We start from the raw sequence: 14,865 nt of genomic DNA, 5'->3' as shown, positions 1-14,865 counted from the left end.
GTCACCGCCGAGGCACCTGTCCGAACACTGCGATGGAGGAACTGGCATGAGGCTGGACCGTATCGGCAAGCGCGCGGCCGTGCTGATGGTCACGGGGCTGCTGGGTGCGGGGGTGTGCGCCGGGCCGGCGCAGGCATCCCCGAGCGCGGGGTACATCGGGGACGGCTACGGCAACAACAGCCACGGCGTCTGGTGCGTGCAGCACCTGGTCAACGACGTGGCCGCCGGTCACGGCAAGGGGCGCCCGCTCGCGGAGGACGGCGTGTGGGGCCCCAACACCAAGAGCTGGGTCCGGTGGTACCAGGGCATCGACGGAAGGACGCAGGACGGCATCGTCGGCAGGGACACCGGAGGCGACCTGCTGCTCGACGGCGACCAGTACTACGGCGGCTGGAACTACTGCTACACGTACGTGCCGTCGCACTTCTGAGTGAAAACGAGCGAGGCCCGGCACCCGGGTGGGTGCCGGGCCTCGCCCGGTGTGGAGCGCCAGGCCCGGGTTGCACGGACTCTTCCTACTGAAAGTAGGACGTGCTCTGGTAGCACCGCTGACGCCTGACGAGGAATCATTTCCCTCGCGACGGGATGAAGACTAGCAGGTCAGCGGCCCGCGATCGAAACCGGTCCCGGACCGGTCCCGCACCGGCCCGGACGAGGCCGCCTGCCGAGGAGCGCCGTGCGGGCAGAGCAGCGGACCGACAGGCCGGGTGCGCGCGGGCGTGCCACACTCGCACCATCCGGGTCCGACTACGGGCCCGGCGGCGGGGCCCAGGAGTCCCCGCCGGATGCCCCGATGCGAGGGGAGGGACGACGGCATGTCCTTCGAGGGTGCGGTCCCCGACGTCTACGAGCGGTACCTCGTCCCGCTGCTCTTCCGCCCCTACGCCGAGGAGCTGGCCCGGCGCCTGGCGCTGCGCCGCCCCCGGGACGTGATCGAGACCGCCGCCGGCACCGGCGCGCTCACCCGCGAGCTGGCCGCCGTCCTGGCGCAGGACGCCTCGGTCACCGCGACCGACCTCAGCGGCGCGATGCTCGACCGCGCGCGGGCCGTGCCGCTCGCCCGGCCGGTGCGCTGGGTCGAGGCGGACGCCATGGCGCTGCCCTTCCCGGACGGCTCCTGCGACGCGGTGGTCTGCCAGTTCGGGTACATGTTCTTCCCCGACCGTCCGCGCGCCTTCGGCGAGGCCCTGCGGGTGCTGCGGCCCGGCGGGGTGCTGCTGCTCAGCGTGTGGGACGACATCGCGGCGAACGACTTCCCCGCGATGGCCGAGGCGGCGGTCGGCGGGCTTTTCCCCGGGGACCCGCCCGACTTCCTGAGCCGTGTTCCGTACGGCTACCACGACCCCGCCGCGATCGCGCGGGATGTGGCGGACGGCGGCTTCACGAGCGCCCCGCGGATCGAGACCCTCGCCGCGCGGAGCCGCGCCGACTCGCCCGAGGACGTGGCGACGGCCCTGTGCGGCGGCACCCCGCTGCGCGACGAGATCGAGGCCCGGGGCACGCACACCCTGGACGAGGCGATCCGGACGGCCGCGGCGGCGATCGCCACCCGTTTCGGCACCGGCCCGGTCGAGGGCGCACTCAGCGCGCTGGTGGTGACCGTCACCCGCTGACGGCCCCGGCGTCTCCGTCCGGCACCCCGCCGGCACCCCGCCGGCACTCGGCGGCCCCTTTCCCGCCCGGGCCCCTTCCCCGCCCGACGAGGCTGACCTGGGCACAAGCGTTACATTGGGGCGGAAAGGGGCCCGATCGCCGGCGAGGTGTGGCCGATGCACTCGATCACCGACTGGTTGCGCGGCCTGTCCGGCCCGGTCGTGTACGCGGTCGTCGGCGGCATGGTCTTCACCGAGGACGCCCTGTTCTTCAGCTTCTTCATCCCCGGCGAGTCCGCCGCCGTCCTCGGGGGCTTCCTCGCCCACCAGGGCAGGGCCTCCCTCGGCTGGATGGTCCTGGTGGTGGTCTGCGCGGCCATCCTCGGCGACTCCGCCGGTTACGAGATCGGCCGGCACCTCGGTCCGGCGATCCTCCGCACCCGTCCGCTGCAGCGCCACGCCAAGCAGGTCGGCAGGGCGCAGGACCTGATCGGCCGGCGCGGGCCGGTGGCCGTCTTCGTCGGCCGTTTCATCGCCTTCCTCCGCCCGCTGGTGCCCTCGCTGGCCGGGATGTCCCGCATGCCGTACCGCCGGTTCCTGCTCTACAACGCCCTCGGCGGGATCGCCTGGGGCGTCGGCTTCACCCTGCTCGGCTACTTCGCCGGAGCCGCCTACACCAGGGTGGAGGGCACGGTCGGCCGCCTCGCCGCCATCACGATCGCCGCGATCGTCGCCGTCGCCCTGCTGGTCTGGTTCCTGCGTCGGCACCGCTCGCGCGGCCGCGAGCCGGCGGACGACGACAGCCGACGGAAGCCCTGAAAGAGGCCGCCCCGACCGGCTGCACGGACGGTGGTGCGGCCTTCGAAGGCTCAGCCCTCCTCGCGGGTCGTGCGTCGTCGGACATCGGCCATCAGCTTGTCCAGGACCGCGATGAGCGTGATGCGTTCGTCGTCCGACAGGCAACTGACGAGCGTGGCTTCCCGACCGAGCACGGTGTCGACGGAGCGCTCGATGAGCGCATGGCCTTCGGTCGTGAGTTTCACCAGGACGGTTCGACGGCCGGTGCCCGCCGATGCCCGTTCGACGAGGCCGTCGCGTTCGGCCCGGGCGACGCGTTGCGAGATCGCGCCGGCGGTGACCAGCGTCCGCCGGGCGAGCTCGCGGGTGCTGAGGGCGTAGGGCGGGCCTGAGCGGCGGATGACGGAGAGCAGGTCGAGGGTGGCCGCGTCGATCCCCGCGTCCCGCAGAGCCCGGCTGCGGTCGTCGGTGAAGAGCTTGGCCAGCCACCAGATGGGGGTGACGATCTCGATCGACTCGGTCGGAGTGCCCGGCCGCTCCCGTCGCCAGGCCGCGGCGATCTCGGTGGCGGAATGGGCGGGTGCCGGGTCCTCTGCTGCAGCGGCGTCGGCCACGATGTGATTCCTTGTCAGCCTCGGCTATGTTTAGGTCTAAACGTAGCAGCGGACAGGAGGAACCATGACCCGCACGGTGGTCGTCACCGGAGGAACCAGCGGCATCGGCCGTGCCATCGCCCAAAGGTTCGCCGGCGACCGGGCACAGGTGTTCATCACCGGCCGTCACACCGACACCGTCGAGCTGACCGCCAAGGAACTGGGGGTGCACGGGGTCGTCTGTGACGCGACCGACCCGGGGCAGGTCGCATCGCTCGCCGCCCGCCTCGGGGAGCTGGACGTCCTGGTCAACGCCGCCGGCGGCCTACCCGAGACGGCATCAGGCGACGGAGCATCCCTGGACGCGCTGCTCGCCCAGTGGCAGGCCAACCTGGCGCAGAACCTGCTCACCGCGGTGCTGACCACGGCCGCAGTCCAGAACAGGCTCACCGGCGGCAGTTCCGTCATCAGCATCGGATCGATCGGCGCCGAGCGCCGCGGCGGCTCCTACGGCGCGGCCAAGGCCGCTCTGGCCGCATGGAACGCCTCGCTGTCCGCCGAGCTCGCTCCCCAAGGTGTGACCTGCAACGTCATCTCCGCGGGTTACATCGCAGGCACCAACTTCTTCCGCGGCCAACTGAGCGACGAACGCCACCGCGCGCTGGTGGAGGAGACGCACAACAAACGACCGGGCACCGTCGACGACATCGCCGAGACCGCCTGTTTCCTCGCCTCCCCAGGTGCCCGGCACGTCACCGGCCAGACCATCCACGTCAACGGAGGCGCCTTCACCACGCGGTAGCGCCTGTTCCGGGCCGGTGCGTGGAACCAAGGGCCCGGGCCACCGAGTCGTTGCCGTAGGACGGGGAGTTCGAGCTCGACGACGACGGGGGACCGGGATGCGCCACAGGTGGCCGACCGAGCAGGAGTTGCGGCAGAGCTTCCACGCGGAACTGGAGCGAGTGGTCGCGGGCGGGGGAGTGCGTTCCTGCACCGGGCTGGACAACGACACCTCGGAGGCGCTGTGGGCGATCGCCTCGGCGGAGCCCGCGGACCGCGGGGCCCTGGTGCCGGCCGCCTACCGGGCGTTCGCCGGTCAGCTGGACGGCAGCAACGCGGCCCGCTGGCACGAGGACCTGGAGCGCCGGTTCGAGGAGCGCGAGCAGCGGCGCCAGGGCGAGGCGGACTGAGGGGCTGGATCACGCCGACGAAGAACTACCCGTCCTGCATGGCAGGTTGACCCGCCTGACGACGCTGCCGACCGCGCACCGATCAGTTGCTGTGCCACTCCCGGGCGGGAAGCGGGCCTTCCGAGGTGTCGCCCAGGCGCTCGACCCACGCCGGGGCGGCGAAGACCGGCCGGGTGAGCAGGATGTCGTCGGCGCGCTGGACGCGCAACAGGAGACCGATCTCCCCGTAGCTGTACGTCCCCTCCTGGGAGAAGCGAATCTCCTCGTCCAGGCCACGGTCCTGGAGCACGGTGTGCTCCCACTGGTCACGCTCGCTCTCCGCCAGCACCGACCAGATCGAATCCGACACCCGACTTCCCCCGCTGTTCGCCACCGCGCTCGGCCAGGCGGCCGAGCACGGCCGGATGCTACCCGGCAGGACCGACACCCCCGTGAGCCCGGAGCGGCCCCGGAACCCTTCACGGGCCGGATTGCAGCGTCTCGATCCGCTCGAAGAAGAACTCGTGCTTGAGGAAGGAGACGTCGTACTCGTGGCCCGGGTACGGCGGGACGAGCTGGGCGGCCTGGATCAGCCGCCAGCCGTCCCTGAGGGCGTCGAGTCCGGTGCCGTAGGGCGGCTCCGCGCTGTCTCCCGTGGTCGGAGAGGTGCGGCCGGTGCCGTCGTACCGCGACCAGCCGACCACCTCCGAGTCCAGCGCGGAGGTGAGCAGGTACAGCACGAGCACCTGCTGGCGGAGCACGGGAGCGGGGACCGTGGCCCCGGGCGAGTCGACCGTCATGCCGTTGCCTCCTGGGGCCGGTTGGAGACCCTGGTCACCCAGTGGTCGAGGTCGAAGCCGGGGTCGCCGGTCAGTTCGCGCCACAGCAGGGTGCGGTTGTAGCGCTCCAGACGCCCGGTGGCGGCTTCGTACCAGGGGAACACGACGTCCAGTTCGGAGCGCACGCGCGGATCGTGCAGGTCCGAGGTGTCCCACAGGAGTCGCTGGCGGACGGTCGGATTGAAGCGGATCTTGTACATGTAGCGGGTCGTGTCGCTGTCGTTGCGGCGACCGCCGTGCCAGAGGCCGTGGTGTACGAACACCACCGTCCCGGCCGGACAGACCAGTCGGTCCTGGCCACGAAGGTTCTGGTAACGGCCGGTGTCCGACTCGTTGATCCGGCGCAGGTGGCTGCCGGGGACGCTGAGGGTGCCGCCCATCTCCAGCGTCACCGCCTGCGGGTAGTACATCAGTTGGACGTCGAAAGCGTCCGGCCGGACGTCGATGATGGCGTCCGCGTGCAACGGCTGCGCCTCCCCGCCGCGGGGCTCGCGCACATGGACGGCGTGGTGGTCCACGAGCGGCCCGGGGCCGACCAGGCTGCGCAACGCGCCGTCGACCTGCGGGAGCGCCAGCAGCCTGGCGGTGAAGGAGTCCGGCGCGTAGGCCTGCGACAGTGGCGTCCCGTACGGGACCGGCGGCACCCCCTGCGCCAGCACCGCCAACGCCTCGGCGTTCAGGTCCGCAGGCACGACCGCGTCCAGCCGAAGAGATCCGCGGGCCACGAAGCGGGCCATCCGGACCGAGTCGAGCAGAATCCGTTTGGTGTCCATGGCGACAGACGCTAGGGCCGCGGGACCGCCCCGCGAGTGGGCCCGGTTCGCCATCCACTGGTCAATTTTCACCATGTGCCGCCTCGCCGGAGGCCACGGCCGGGACAGGGGGTACGCGGAGCCCGGGGTGGTAGAACCCGGGCATGGACACAGCACTCGCCCATCTCGACGGGCCTCCCGGCGTGGCGGCCGTCGGCATCGGGGTGCACGGCTGCGCCAGTCGTACGGACGTGTTCTCGCTGCCGAACCTGTGGCAGCTGCATCTCTACGGCTACGAGGCCGACCTGACGGTGAACGGCACCGCGCACGCGATCCGCCCGGGCCGGGTCAGCCTCATCCCGCCCGGCACCACGGTGCGCTACCGCTACCGGGGTCGCTCCGAGCACCTCTACGTGCACCTGCGACTCGGATCGGCCGGCCCACCGATCCGGATCCCGGTGATCCAGGACGCCGGAACCGAACTCGTGCCGCTCGGCGCGCAGTTGAACAGCGCGCTGTCGGCCTGGCCGAGCTCGCCGGCGCGGGCGACGGCCGAGGTCTGGGCCGCGCTGTGGCGGGTGGCCCACCTGGCCCCGCCGCGCACGGCCGGCACCACCGCGCCCCATCCGGCGGTCGCGGCCGCCTTGGCGATGATCGAGGCGCGCTTGGCCGAGCCGCTGAGCGTGGCGGAGATCGCGAAGGCGGCGGGTGTCTCGCACAACCACCTGACCAGGCTCTTCCGTGCCGCCACCGGGAGCACTGTCGTCGGCTACCTCCGCGCCCGGCGGATGGAGCGGGCCCGCCACTTCCTGCAGGCCACCACCTTGTCCATCCCCGCCATCGCGGCGTCGGTCGGCATGCCCGACCTCCAGGCCTTCAACAAGGCGTGCCGCCGCGACCTCGGAGCCTCCCCGCGCGCCATTCGCCACGGCCTGAACCGCCACGCCGTGCTCCAGGCGACACGGTTGCCGTAGGCCTCAGGGCCTCAGAGCAACCGGGGTGGGCACTCCAGCGGCGGTCAGGAAAGGGACAGCCACACGATCCGCAGGACGTCGACGCTGGGCGGGTCGGCGTCCGGGTGGACGAAGAGCTCGCCGGTGACCCCCGGGGCCAGTACGACGTTGCGCAGGTCGCCCCACTCGTCCACCGGCTCGCCCGAGCTCCCGTCGAGCCGGGTCAGTGCGTTCGTGACCTGGGCGAAGAGCGCGGGGTCGCGCTCGCCGATCTCCTGCAAGGCCTTCGACGGCTGGTCCTGCAGGTAGGTGCGCCAGTCACTCACCTGTGGCTCCCGGCAGGGGGCGGCGGGTGTCGGCGAGCCGGGCGGAGACGGCGGCTCGGAATCCGGCTCGGTCGGGCCCGTACGCGGCCGCCATCGCCTTCGTCCACCAGGAGGTGATCGCGGCTTCCCGCTCGACCGGGTCCTCCAGGGGGCCGATCTCGCGGTAGAAGGCCATGCGGTCGGCCGGGCTGGGCAGTGCCTGCGCGATGCCGTCGATACTGACGGGCACCCGGGGCCCGCTCGACGCGTGGTGGACAGGCTGGGCGCTCATCCGTCCCCTCCCTCGCTCGGCTGCGGCCTGACCGCCGCGCTACTGACGTGACGACCGTACCGGCTGCCGCACCCGTGAGGGAACGGCTCCCATCCTCGACGCAGCATCTCGGGGGCGGGGACGGTTGTCCGCCCCCGCCGCCAGGATGCACCGCGCCGCGTGTCCGGTCAGCTGGTGGGCAGGGTGCTGCCGGACAGGGTGTCCAGCGGGGCCCACTTGGGCAGGCCGGGCTTGTAGGAGGTGTGGTTCACGGCGCCGTCGGCGCCGCCGGCGAAGACGTCCACGGTGTTGGAGGAGGTGCTGAACAGCGAGGTCGGGATCCGGCCGGCGGCGAACCTCCAGTCGCCCAGGGCCTCCCAGGCGCTCCACGGCTTGCCGTTGTTGAACCAGTACGCGTGGTACAGGAACGAGTTGCGCCCGGTGGCGAAGAGCTCGATGGCGTCGGTGGCCGGGTTGTAGAGGGCGCTGGGGGCGCCGGCGAACCGGAAGTCGCCGTTGATGGTGCTCCAGTTGCTCCAGCCGGTCATGCCAGGGGTGTAGTAGCGGTGGGCGAGCGGGCCGTCGGTGGTGGTCGCGAAGACCTCGGCGGTCTTCGTGGACGGGTTGTAGACCAGGCTCGGGCTGCCGGCGAAGGCGGCCCCGTCCAGCGGGAGCCAGTCGCTCCAGGGCTTGCCGTCGTTGAACCAGTAGGTGTGGTACATGGTGCTGTTGCGCTCGATGGCGAACAGCTCGACGGCGTCGGTGGCCGGGTTGTAGAGGGCGCTGGGGGCGCCGTTGAACTTCCGGTCGTAGATGTTCGCCCAGGGGCTCCAGTCGGTCATGCCCGGGGTGTAGTAGGCGTGGGCGACGGGGCCGTCGGTGGTGGTCGCGAAGACCTCGGCGGTCCGGGTGGACGGGTTGTAGACGGCGCTGGCGCCGCCGCTGAACTTGGTCGTGCCCGTGCCCATCCAGGCGCGCCAGCCCTGCGCGTCGGCCAGGTAGTAGGTGTGCCACATGAGGCCGTCGCTGTCCACGGCGAACAGTTCGATGGCGGCGGTGGCCGGGTTGTACAGGGCGGTGGGCGAGCCGATGAACGGCTTCGTGCCGGCCGGGCGTTCGCTGATCGGCGTCCAGGTGCTCCAGCCCTGGCCGTTGATGTTGTACGCGCCCATGACGCGGCCCTTGTTGTCGACGGTGAACACCGTGGACGTCTGCTTGGCCGGGTCGTACACCGCACTGGCGGTCCGCGCGGTGGCGTTCGCCCGCACCTGCTGCACCCACCCCGCGAGGTCGTCCACGCGGGAGGACTGCGCGCCGGTGCGGGTCTCGGTGGCGGGGGTGCCGAGGCAGCCGCCCTGCCAGGAGCGGGAGGCGACGGCGACGAGTTCGGCCTTGCCGTTGGTCTCGCGGATCGCGGGGGCGCCGGTGTCGCCCTTGCAGATCGCGGCGCCGTTCTGGCCGGTGGTGGCGATGGTGGTGGGCTGGACGGCGTCGAGGCCGAACGCGCCCGCGTGCAGGGCGCCGGGCAGCCACTCGTCCTTGGTGCGCCCGTACCCGGGCACCCGCAGCTTCTCGCCGGCGGTCGGCGCGGTGGCGGCGAGGGCGAGCGGCGCAACGCCCTGGACGGGGGCGGCGAGGCGGGCCAGCACGAGGTCGCGGTCGGCGCGCGGCGCGAGTTCGAGGACGTCGACAGCCTTGCCGGCGATGGTGGCGGTGGTCTTCCACTTCGGCGCCCCGGCGGTCAGCGCCTGCGGCTGGGCGGGGTCGTCGGACAGGCAGCTCGCGGCGGTGATGACCCAGGACGGGTCGACGAGGGCGCCGGTGCAGGCGCGCAGGTTGTCGCCGATGGCGAGCCTGGCGGTGTAGGCGTAGGAGCCGTCCGTGACGGGGTCGCCGACGACGGCCCCGGCCGGGGAGGCGAAGGTGGTCAGCGCGCCGGCGGCTGCGGCCGCGATGAGCACGCCGGTTCGCAGCGGGCGGGACGAAGTCCTGTGAAGCACGTGGGTTCCAGTCGAATGAGGAGGATGGGGGAGCCGGGCTGAGCCGGAGTCGGCCGGTGCCAACCCGGCTGAGCCGAGGTCAGCCGGAGTCAGCCGGTGACGCGCAGTTCGACGACGGTGGTCGGGGCCTGGCCCAGGCCCTCGCCGACGCCGGTGAAGCCGTCCTTGGGCACGTCGGTGCTCTGCGAGGCGCCGGCGGCGGTGAGGCCGACCCGTACGGCCCGGCCCGCGGTCTGCGCGGCGAACACGTCCGGCAGCTCCAGGGCCAGGTAGCCGGTCACGGCGGGCGCGGTGAAGCAGATCTTGTTGTCCGTGTTGCCCGGCGCGCGGGTCCACAGCTGGATCTGCGTGGGCGTGGAGCAGTCGGCCAGCATGATGCCGCCGTCGCCGCGCAGTAGCTTGACGTTGCTGATGCCGGAGGCGCCGGGGTAGGAGAAGTCCTCGACCGCGGGCGGCGCCACGGAGGCATCGGTGGGCGGTGCGGGCGGCGGGGCGGTGTCGGCGGCGGCGAGCGCGCTCAGCCCGAAGACGCCTGCGGCGGTGGCGGCGAGGGCCGCCGTCCAGCCGCGGATGCGGTGCTTCATGGGTGATCCTGTGTCGGTCGGTGATCGGTCGTTGGCGTGGTGTCCGGTCAGCCGGTGACGCGCAGCTCGACGAGCATGGTCGGCTTCTGGCCCATGGCCTGACCGACGGTGGTGTAGCTGTTCTTGGCGACGTCGACGGTCTGCGCCACGCCCTCGGAGGTGAGGTCGGCGCGGACGGCCTTGTCCCCGGTCTGGATCATGAAGGTCTGCGGAAGTTCGAGGGACAGGTACCCGGTGGTGCCGGTGACCCGGAAGCAGACGCCGGGGCCGCCGCTGGGGCTCGGGACTGCGACGCTCCACAGCTGGATCTGGGTGACGGTGTTGCAGTCCGCCAGCATGATGTGGCCGTCGCCGCGGATGAGCTTGAGCTGCGGGTTCGGGGAGTCGCCGGGGTAGGCGAAGTCCTCGACGGCCGGCGGAGCGGTGGCGGCGTCACCCGCGGGAGTGGTGTCGGCGCTGGCGAGCGCACCGGCGCCGACCGTCGTGGCGGCGGCCACCGCACCGATGGCCAGCCATCGGACTATGGCGTTCTTCATCTCGCGTTCCTTTCATCGTGATTGACAGGACCTTGACCGCACGTCGGACGGTGCGGGTGAGGACTTGAGCCATGGGAAACGGCCGACGCGACCGGACGCCCCCGCGATTTACCGTCCCCCTGAAGACTTGACGGCCCGCAGTCTAGGGCATTGCCACTATTTGAATCACCGGTCCGGGTGCCAGGGGAGCTTCGAGAGTTCGAGAGCTGCTTGCCGGCCTGCAGAGTTGATAGGTCTTTGCCCGAATTTCCCACCATTCGGTGCGTCAGGAAGCTCCTTTTCCGCGTTTCTGGCGGCACGTCATCTGCGGATATGCTCCCGAGGCCGAAGTGCGGCCAGTGGATGTGGAGAGGTGGGTCTCTGGTGGATGGATTGAATGTCCGGTCCAGGTGGCGAAGGCGGGGTGGGCATTCCATATCCGGAAAGCTCACTCTGCGCCTTTTGCCGCTGACCTTGACAGCCGGACTGCTCGGCGTCGCGCCCTTCGCCGCCGCGGACCCGCTGCCCGAGGAAGTTGCGGTCCCGATGACCGAGCGCGGCAGGGTGGTCGCGTACTGGAAGGACGGCGGTGCGGCGGTCAAGGCCGCGGCCGAGGCAGCGCTGACCGGCTCGGACGATGACGTTCGCAAGTTCCTGGGCAGCGATCGGCTGCTCGCTCAGGTGCAGGACGACCAGGTCAGCGCCGCGCAGATCCTGACGCTCGGCGGCCCGAGCGTGCGGGAGGCTGCGCGCAAGGCACTGGCGGGCACGCCGGACGCCCTTCAGGCCTTCCTGAAGAACGGCTGGCAGGAGCCGCTGAAGGTCGATCAGCAGCTGAAGGCCGCCTCGCTGATGAACGGCGCCGGCCCCGGCGTCCAGGCAGCCGCGAAGGCGGCGCTGAACGGCACCCCCGACGACGTCCAGGTCTTCGTCAACGAGGGCCAGTACACCGCGCGCGACGCCGACGACCGGGTGAAGCTCGTCCAGATCCTCAGCGAGGGCGGCCCCAACACCCAGGCCGCGGCGCGACTGGCGATCAACGGTTCGATCGAGGACGTACGGGAGTTCCTCACCGTCGGCGTGCACGTCGCCAGGGCCCGTGACGCCGAGCGCACCAGCATCGCCCAGCTGACGCAGCAGGCCAAGGAGGCCTCCGCCCAGGCGGTGCGTGAGACGGAGGCAGCGAAGGAGGCCTCCGCCCAGGCGGTGGCGGCCTCGCAGCTGGCCAAGGAGTCGGCTGCGAAGGCTGCGGCCGAGACCGCGGCCGCCGGCAGTGACTCGAACGCGGCAGGAGCAGCAGCCGGGCGCGCGGCCGACGCCGCGGGCCGGGCGGCGGAGGCCGCCCAGACGGCGATGAAGGCCGCCCGCAGTGCCACCAACTCGGCGCGCACCGCGGCCAGCGCGGCATCCCAGGCGTCGTACGCCGCCGCGGGCGCGGCACAGGCGGCGACGGCGGCCCGCAACGCCGCCGCCGGAGCGGCGTCGGACCGCTCCAAGGCGGATGCCGCCGCGCAGGCCGCGACGGCGGCCGAGACCGCCGCGACTGCGGCTGCGGCCTCCTCCGCCTCACTCACGCAAGCCAACACGGCCGCCGCCGCCAGCCAGCAGGCCGCGGACGCCGCGCTGAGCGCGGGCGGCAACGCGCAGGCCGCCGCCGACTCGGCCGACCAGGCGGGCGGCTTCGCGTCCGCGGCCGGCGCCCAGTCGGCGCGGGCCAAGGCCGCCGCCGCCGCGACGCGTCGCCAGGCCCAGGAGGCGACGCGGGCAGCGAGCGCCGCCAAGTCGCTGGCGGGCGAGGCCGCGAAGGCCGCGACCGAAGCCAAGGCACTGGCGGACTCCGCAGCCACGCACGCCCACAACGCCGCGCTGGCCGCTCAGGAAACCGCCCAGCACGCGGGCGAGGCCGCGCAGGCCGCCGCCGTGTCCAAGGCCCACGCGGACGCCGCCGTGGCTGCCGCGCAGACCGCCAAGGACGCGGTCGACAAGGCCAACCAGGTCCACGACCTCGCCACGCGCGCCGAGGACGAGGACCTCACAGCCCGGACCGCAGCGGACGTGGAGAAGGCGCGGGCTGCCAAGGCTGCGTACGACGACAAGCAGGCCGCCATCGGCGACGCCGTCCAGCAGCTGCGCCAGAGCAAGGACGAGGCGGACCGTCTGGCCGCAGCACTCACCCAGCCGAATCCCGACACCGCCATGGTCGCCACGGACGGGCGCAAGCTCGCCGTCCTGTCCATGAAGATCGCCGGGCCGTGGGAAAGCGCCGCCGCGCGGACCGCAGTCGCCGGGGACGACACGACGGTGCTGGAGTACGTCCGTTCGGGACGGCGCCAGGCGATCGACCTCGACAACCGGGAGCGGGTCTCGAACCTCGCGGCCGGCTCTGAGCTGCCCGCCGTCCGCGCCGCGGCCACCACCGCCCTCAAGGGCGACGCCAACGCGGTGGCCGCATTCCTGAGTACCGGTCAGTACCAGGCAGCGGCCCCCGACTTCCAGCTCAGTGTCGCCAAGATCGTCAACGACGGCGGCCCCAGCGTCCAGGCAGCCGGGCGCGCCGCACTCAACGGCAGCGTCGACGCCCTGCGCGACTTCCTGAACAACGGCCGCTACCTCGCCCAGCTCTCCGACGACCAGGTCAAGGCCGCAGGGCTGCGCGCGTCCGGCGGGGCCGAGGTCAAGGCCGCCGCGCAGGTCGCGCTCGAAGGTCCGCCCGACGTCCTGCGCACCTTCATCGAGACCGGCCAGTACACCGCTGCGCGCAAGGACGCGCTGGCGGCGACCCACAAGGCCGAGATCGAGCGGATGATCGCCGAGGCGTCGGCCGTCACGGCCTACGCCCAGCAGAGCGCCGCCCAGGCCGTCCAGGCCGCTGCCGTCGCCCGCAACGCCGCCGACGAGGCGAAGGCCGCCTCCGACCAGGCCAAGGCGGCAGCAGACCAGGCCGCCGGTTACGCGGCCGACGCCCGCGCCAAGGCGGACGCGGCCGCCACGAGCGCGCAGAAGGCCGCCGAATCGGCCAAGACCGCCACGGCTGCCGAGGCCTCGGCGCGGAAGTCCGCCGCGTCCGCGGCGTACTCGGCGCAGAAGGCCCAGGCCTCCGCGAACTCCGCGCAGGTCTCCGCCGCCAGTGCCTACCAGTCGGCCGCCCAGGCGCGGGCCGACGCGGAGGCGGCAGGGCAGGACAAGCTGGTCGCGGCACAGGCGGCGACCAACGCCTTCCAGGCCTACACGACGAAGCACGAAGCGGAGCAGGAAGCCGCGCGGCAGGCCGCCGAGGAAGCCCAGACCGACGCGAAGCTGAAGGCCGAGGCCGAGGCCGCGCAGAAGGCGACCGAAGCGAACCTGGAGGCCGAACTCCGCAAGCAGATCGGGGAGAGCGGCGGCTCCAGCTGGATGGACACCGCCCTCGGCGTCGTCCACGGCCTGCTGGACATCGTCTCGCTGGTCCCCGGCATCGGTACCAGCGCAGCCCTCATCAACTGCGGCATCTACGCGCTGCAGAAGGACGTCGCGAACGCGACCATGGCCTGCCTCAGCGCCATCCCGCTGGCCGGAGACGCCGCCGCAGTCGCCAAGCTCGCCAAGTGGGCCGAGAAGATCCCCGGCGGCGCGAAGGTCCTGGGCTTCCTGGAGAAGCTGTTCTCCAAGGTCCCCGGGACCTGCCTGATCAGGCCGAACAGCTTCCCCGCCGGCACCCGCGTCCTGATGGCCGACGGCACCGCCCGGCCCATCGAGCAGATACGCGTCGGGGACCGCGTCCTCGCCACGGATCCCCAGACCGGGGAGACCGGCCCCAGGCCGGTCGACGCCACCATCTACACCCCGGACGACCGCGAGTTCGTCGACCTGGTCGTCGCGGACGGCAAGGGCAACTCCGGCAGCATCACGGCGACGGCCCACCACCCGTTCTGGTCGCAGAACCGTGCGGCCTGGGTCGACGCCGGCGAGATCACCGGCGGAGAGAAGCTGACCGCCCCGGCAGGCACCGCGACGGTGTCGTCCGCCAGGACGTGGAGCACTGTCCAGCCCGCCTACAACCTCACGGTCCGCGGCATCCACACCTACTACGTGATCGCCGGGAACACCCCGGTGCTCGTGCACAACACGGCGCCGGCCTGCGGCATCACGACGGAGGTTCTGGAGGACGCGTGGAAGACGTGGAACACGGAGGACAACCTCGTGCACGTCATCGACGTGGCGAAGCACGGGTTCGGTGACATCATCGCCAAGGCCGGAGGCCGCGAACAGGCCCTTCGCATGGTCATGGACAGCCTGCACAGCGCCACGGACCTGCCCGCCAGCGGACTCTACGAGGTCACCCGCGTGATCGAGGGCGAGGTGGTGACGATCCGAGGAGCGGTGGTCAACGGAGTACCGCGGCTCGGCACGGCATTCATCCGGGCGAAGTTCCCCGGAACCCCGTAGCCTTGCGCGAGGGCGCCGCAAGCAACCTCGAACGTGACAGTGAATTTGCTACTTCCCGCCCCCGCGGGC

General features: G+C 72.2%; 16 protein-coding genes. 7 read left to right on the top strand and 9 right to left on the bottom strand.

Features of this window, described 5'->3' with window-relative positions:
• Positions 1–46: 46 nt before the first annotated feature.
• The 3 genes from CRP52_RS35600 (at position 47) to CRP52_RS35590 (ending at position 2,411) form a co-directional block, all read left to right on the top strand.
• Positions 47–430, top strand: a complete 384-nt coding sequence (locus tag CRP52_RS35600; RefSeq protein WP_257033222.1) for a peptidoglycan-binding domain-containing protein — start codon at positions 47–49, stop codon at positions 428–430.
• A 385-nt stretch (positions 431–815) separates the two neighbouring features.
• Entirely contained in the window at positions 816–1,613 is a 798-nt protein-coding gene (locus CRP52_RS35595; protein ID WP_097240984.1) for a class I SAM-dependent methyltransferase, read from the top strand.
• A 156-nt stretch (positions 1,614–1,769) separates the two neighbouring features.
• The gene (locus CRP52_RS35590; RefSeq protein WP_097240983.1) at positions 1,770–2,411 is read left to right on the top strand and encodes a DedA family protein; all 642 of its coding nucleotides are present in this window, start codon (positions 1,770–1,772) and stop codon (positions 2,409–2,411) included.
• 50 nt (positions 2,412–2,461) lie between these two features.
• On the opposite strand, the gene CRP52_RS35585 is transcribed toward CRP52_RS35590, so the two are convergent.
• On the bottom strand, positions 2,462–3,004 hold the full coding sequence (locus tag CRP52_RS35585) for a MarR family winged helix-turn-helix transcriptional regulator (RefSeq protein WP_097240982.1): 543 nt from the start codon (positions 3,002–3,004) through the stop codon (positions 2,462–2,464).
• A 64-nt stretch (positions 3,005–3,068) separates the two neighbouring features.
• On the opposite strand from CRP52_RS35585, the gene CRP52_RS35580 reads away from it, so the two are divergent.
• The gene (locus tag CRP52_RS35580) at positions 3,069–3,785 is read left to right on the top strand and encodes an SDR family NAD(P)-dependent oxidoreductase (protein ID WP_097240981.1); all 717 of its coding nucleotides are present in this window, start codon (positions 3,069–3,071) and stop codon (positions 3,783–3,785) included.
• A 97-nt stretch (positions 3,786–3,882) separates the two neighbouring features.
• Entirely contained in the window at positions 3,883–4,173 is a 291-nt protein-coding gene (locus CRP52_RS35575) for a hypothetical protein (protein WP_097240980.1), read from the top strand.
• An 82-nt stretch (positions 4,174–4,255) separates the two neighbouring features.
• Here CRP52_RS35575 and CRP52_RS35570 read toward each other — a convergent pair whose 3' ends face one another.
• The 3 genes from CRP52_RS35570 to CRP52_RS35560 all read right to left on the bottom strand — a co-directional run bounded on the left by CRP52_RS35570 (position 4,256) and on the right by CRP52_RS35560 (position 5,764).
• Positions 4,256–4,522: a hypothetical protein gene (locus CRP52_RS35570; protein ID WP_097240979.1), complete on the bottom strand. Its 267-nt coding sequence runs from the start codon at positions 4,520–4,522 to the stop codon at positions 4,256–4,258.
• Between the two features lie 109 nt (positions 4,523–4,631).
• Complete coding sequence (locus CRP52_RS35565; protein ID WP_097240978.1) at positions 4,632–4,952, bottom strand: hypothetical protein; 321 nt, start codon at positions 4,950–4,952, stop codon at positions 4,632–4,634.
• Positions 4,949–5,764: a phytanoyl-CoA dioxygenase family protein gene (locus CRP52_RS35560; protein ID WP_179853151.1), complete on the bottom strand. Its 816-nt coding sequence runs from the start codon at positions 5,762–5,764 to the stop codon at positions 4,949–4,951. Before CRP52_RS35560 ends, CRP52_RS35565 begins: the two co-directional genes overlap by 4 nt.
• A 143-nt stretch (positions 5,765–5,907) precedes the next feature.
• Between CRP52_RS35560 and CRP52_RS35555 the strand changes: the two genes are divergently transcribed.
• Entirely contained in the window at positions 5,908–6,717 is an 810-nt protein-coding gene (locus CRP52_RS35555; protein ID WP_097240977.1) for a helix-turn-helix domain-containing protein, read from the top strand.
• A gap of 44 nt (positions 6,718–6,761) precedes the next feature.
• Here the strand turns inward: CRP52_RS35555 and CRP52_RS35550 are convergent, their stop codons facing one another.
• From CRP52_RS35550 to CRP52_RS35530, 5 genes are all read right to left on the bottom strand, one after another.
• Positions 6,762–7,022 carry a hypothetical protein gene (locus CRP52_RS35550; RefSeq protein ID WP_097240976.1) on the bottom strand — a complete coding sequence of 87 codons (261 nt, stop codon included), beginning with the start codon at positions 7,020–7,022 and terminating at the stop codon, positions 6,762–6,764.
• Positions 7,015–7,293 (bottom strand): hypothetical protein, encoded by a 279-nt coding sequence (locus CRP52_RS35545; RefSeq protein WP_143685920.1) that lies wholly within the window; start codon positions 7,291–7,293, stop codon positions 7,015–7,017. The genes CRP52_RS35550 and CRP52_RS35545 overlap by 8 nt, the downstream gene beginning before the upstream one ends.
• A gap of 167 nt (positions 7,294–7,460) precedes the next feature.
• Positions 7,461–9,272: a trypsin-like serine protease gene (locus CRP52_RS35540; RefSeq protein ID WP_179853150.1), complete on the bottom strand. Its 1,812-nt coding sequence runs from the start codon at positions 9,270–9,272 to the stop codon at positions 7,461–7,463.
• 89 nt (positions 9,273–9,361) lie between these two features.
• Complete coding sequence (locus tag CRP52_RS35535) at positions 9,362–9,856, bottom strand: hypothetical protein (RefSeq protein ID WP_257033221.1); 495 nt, start codon at positions 9,854–9,856, stop codon at positions 9,362–9,364.
• Positions 9,857–9,903: 47 nt separating this feature from the next.
• Complete coding sequence (locus CRP52_RS35530; protein WP_097240973.1) at positions 9,904–10,392, bottom strand: hypothetical protein; 489 nt, start codon at positions 10,390–10,392, stop codon at positions 9,904–9,906.
• Positions 10,393–10,833: 441 nt separating this feature from the next.
• On the opposite strand from CRP52_RS35530, the gene CRP52_RS35525 reads away from it, so the two are divergent.
• Positions 10,834–14,796, top strand: a complete 3,963-nt coding sequence (locus CRP52_RS35525) for a polymorphic toxin-type HINT domain-containing protein (protein WP_179853149.1) — start codon at positions 10,834–10,836, stop codon at positions 14,794–14,796.
• Positions 14,797–14,865: the final 69 nt, after the last annotated feature.

Origin of the sequence: Streptomyces sp. 1331.2 (assembly GCF_900199205.1) — a bacterium.
Taxonomy (GTDB): Bacteria; Actinomycetota; Actinomycetes; order Streptomycetales; family Streptomycetaceae; genus Kitasatospora.
This window is presented reverse-complemented; position numbering and strand designations above follow the sequence as displayed.

Bases quoted from the DNA above. Each gene is read 5' to 3' on its own strand.
- CRP52_RS35600 (WP_257033222.1), top strand. From the start codon at position 47: ATGAGGCTGGACCGTATCGGCAAGCGCGCGGCCGTGCTGATGGTCACG.
- CRP52_RS35595 (WP_097240984.1), top strand. From the start codon at position 816: ATGTCCTTCGAGGGTGCGGTCCCCGACGTCTACGAGCGGTACCTCGTC.
- CRP52_RS35590 (WP_097240983.1), top strand. From the start codon at position 1,770: ATGCACTCGATCACCGACTGGTTGCGCGGCCTGTCCGGCCCGGTCGTG.
- CRP52_RS35580 (WP_097240981.1), top strand. From the start codon at position 3,069: ATGACCCGCACGGTGGTCGTCACCGGAGGAACCAGCGGCATCGGCCGT.
- CRP52_RS35575 (WP_097240980.1), top strand. From the start codon at position 3,883: ATGCGCCACAGGTGGCCGACCGAGCAGGAGTTGCGGCAGAGCTTCCAC.
- CRP52_RS35565 (WP_097240978.1), bottom strand. From the start codon at position 4,952: ATGACGGTCGACTCGCCCGGGGCCACGGTCCCCGCTCCCGTGCTCCGC.
- CRP52_RS35560 (WP_179853151.1), bottom strand. From the start codon at position 5,764: ATGGACACCAAACGGATTCTGCTCGACTCGGTCCGGATGGCCCGCTTC.
- CRP52_RS35555 (WP_097240977.1), top strand. From the start codon at position 5,908: ATGGACACAGCACTCGCCCATCTCGACGGGCCTCCCGGCGTGGCGGCC.
- CRP52_RS35545 (WP_143685920.1), bottom strand. From the start codon at position 7,293: ATGAGCGCCCAGCCTGTCCACCACGCGTCGAGCGGGCCCCGGGTGCCC.
- CRP52_RS35535 (WP_257033221.1), bottom strand. From the start codon at position 9,856: ATGAAGCACCGCATCCGCGGCTGGACGGCGGCCCTCGCCGCCACCGCC.
- CRP52_RS35530 (WP_097240973.1), bottom strand. From the start codon at position 10,392: ATGAAGAACGCCATAGTCCGATGGCTGGCCATCGGTGCGGTGGCCGCC.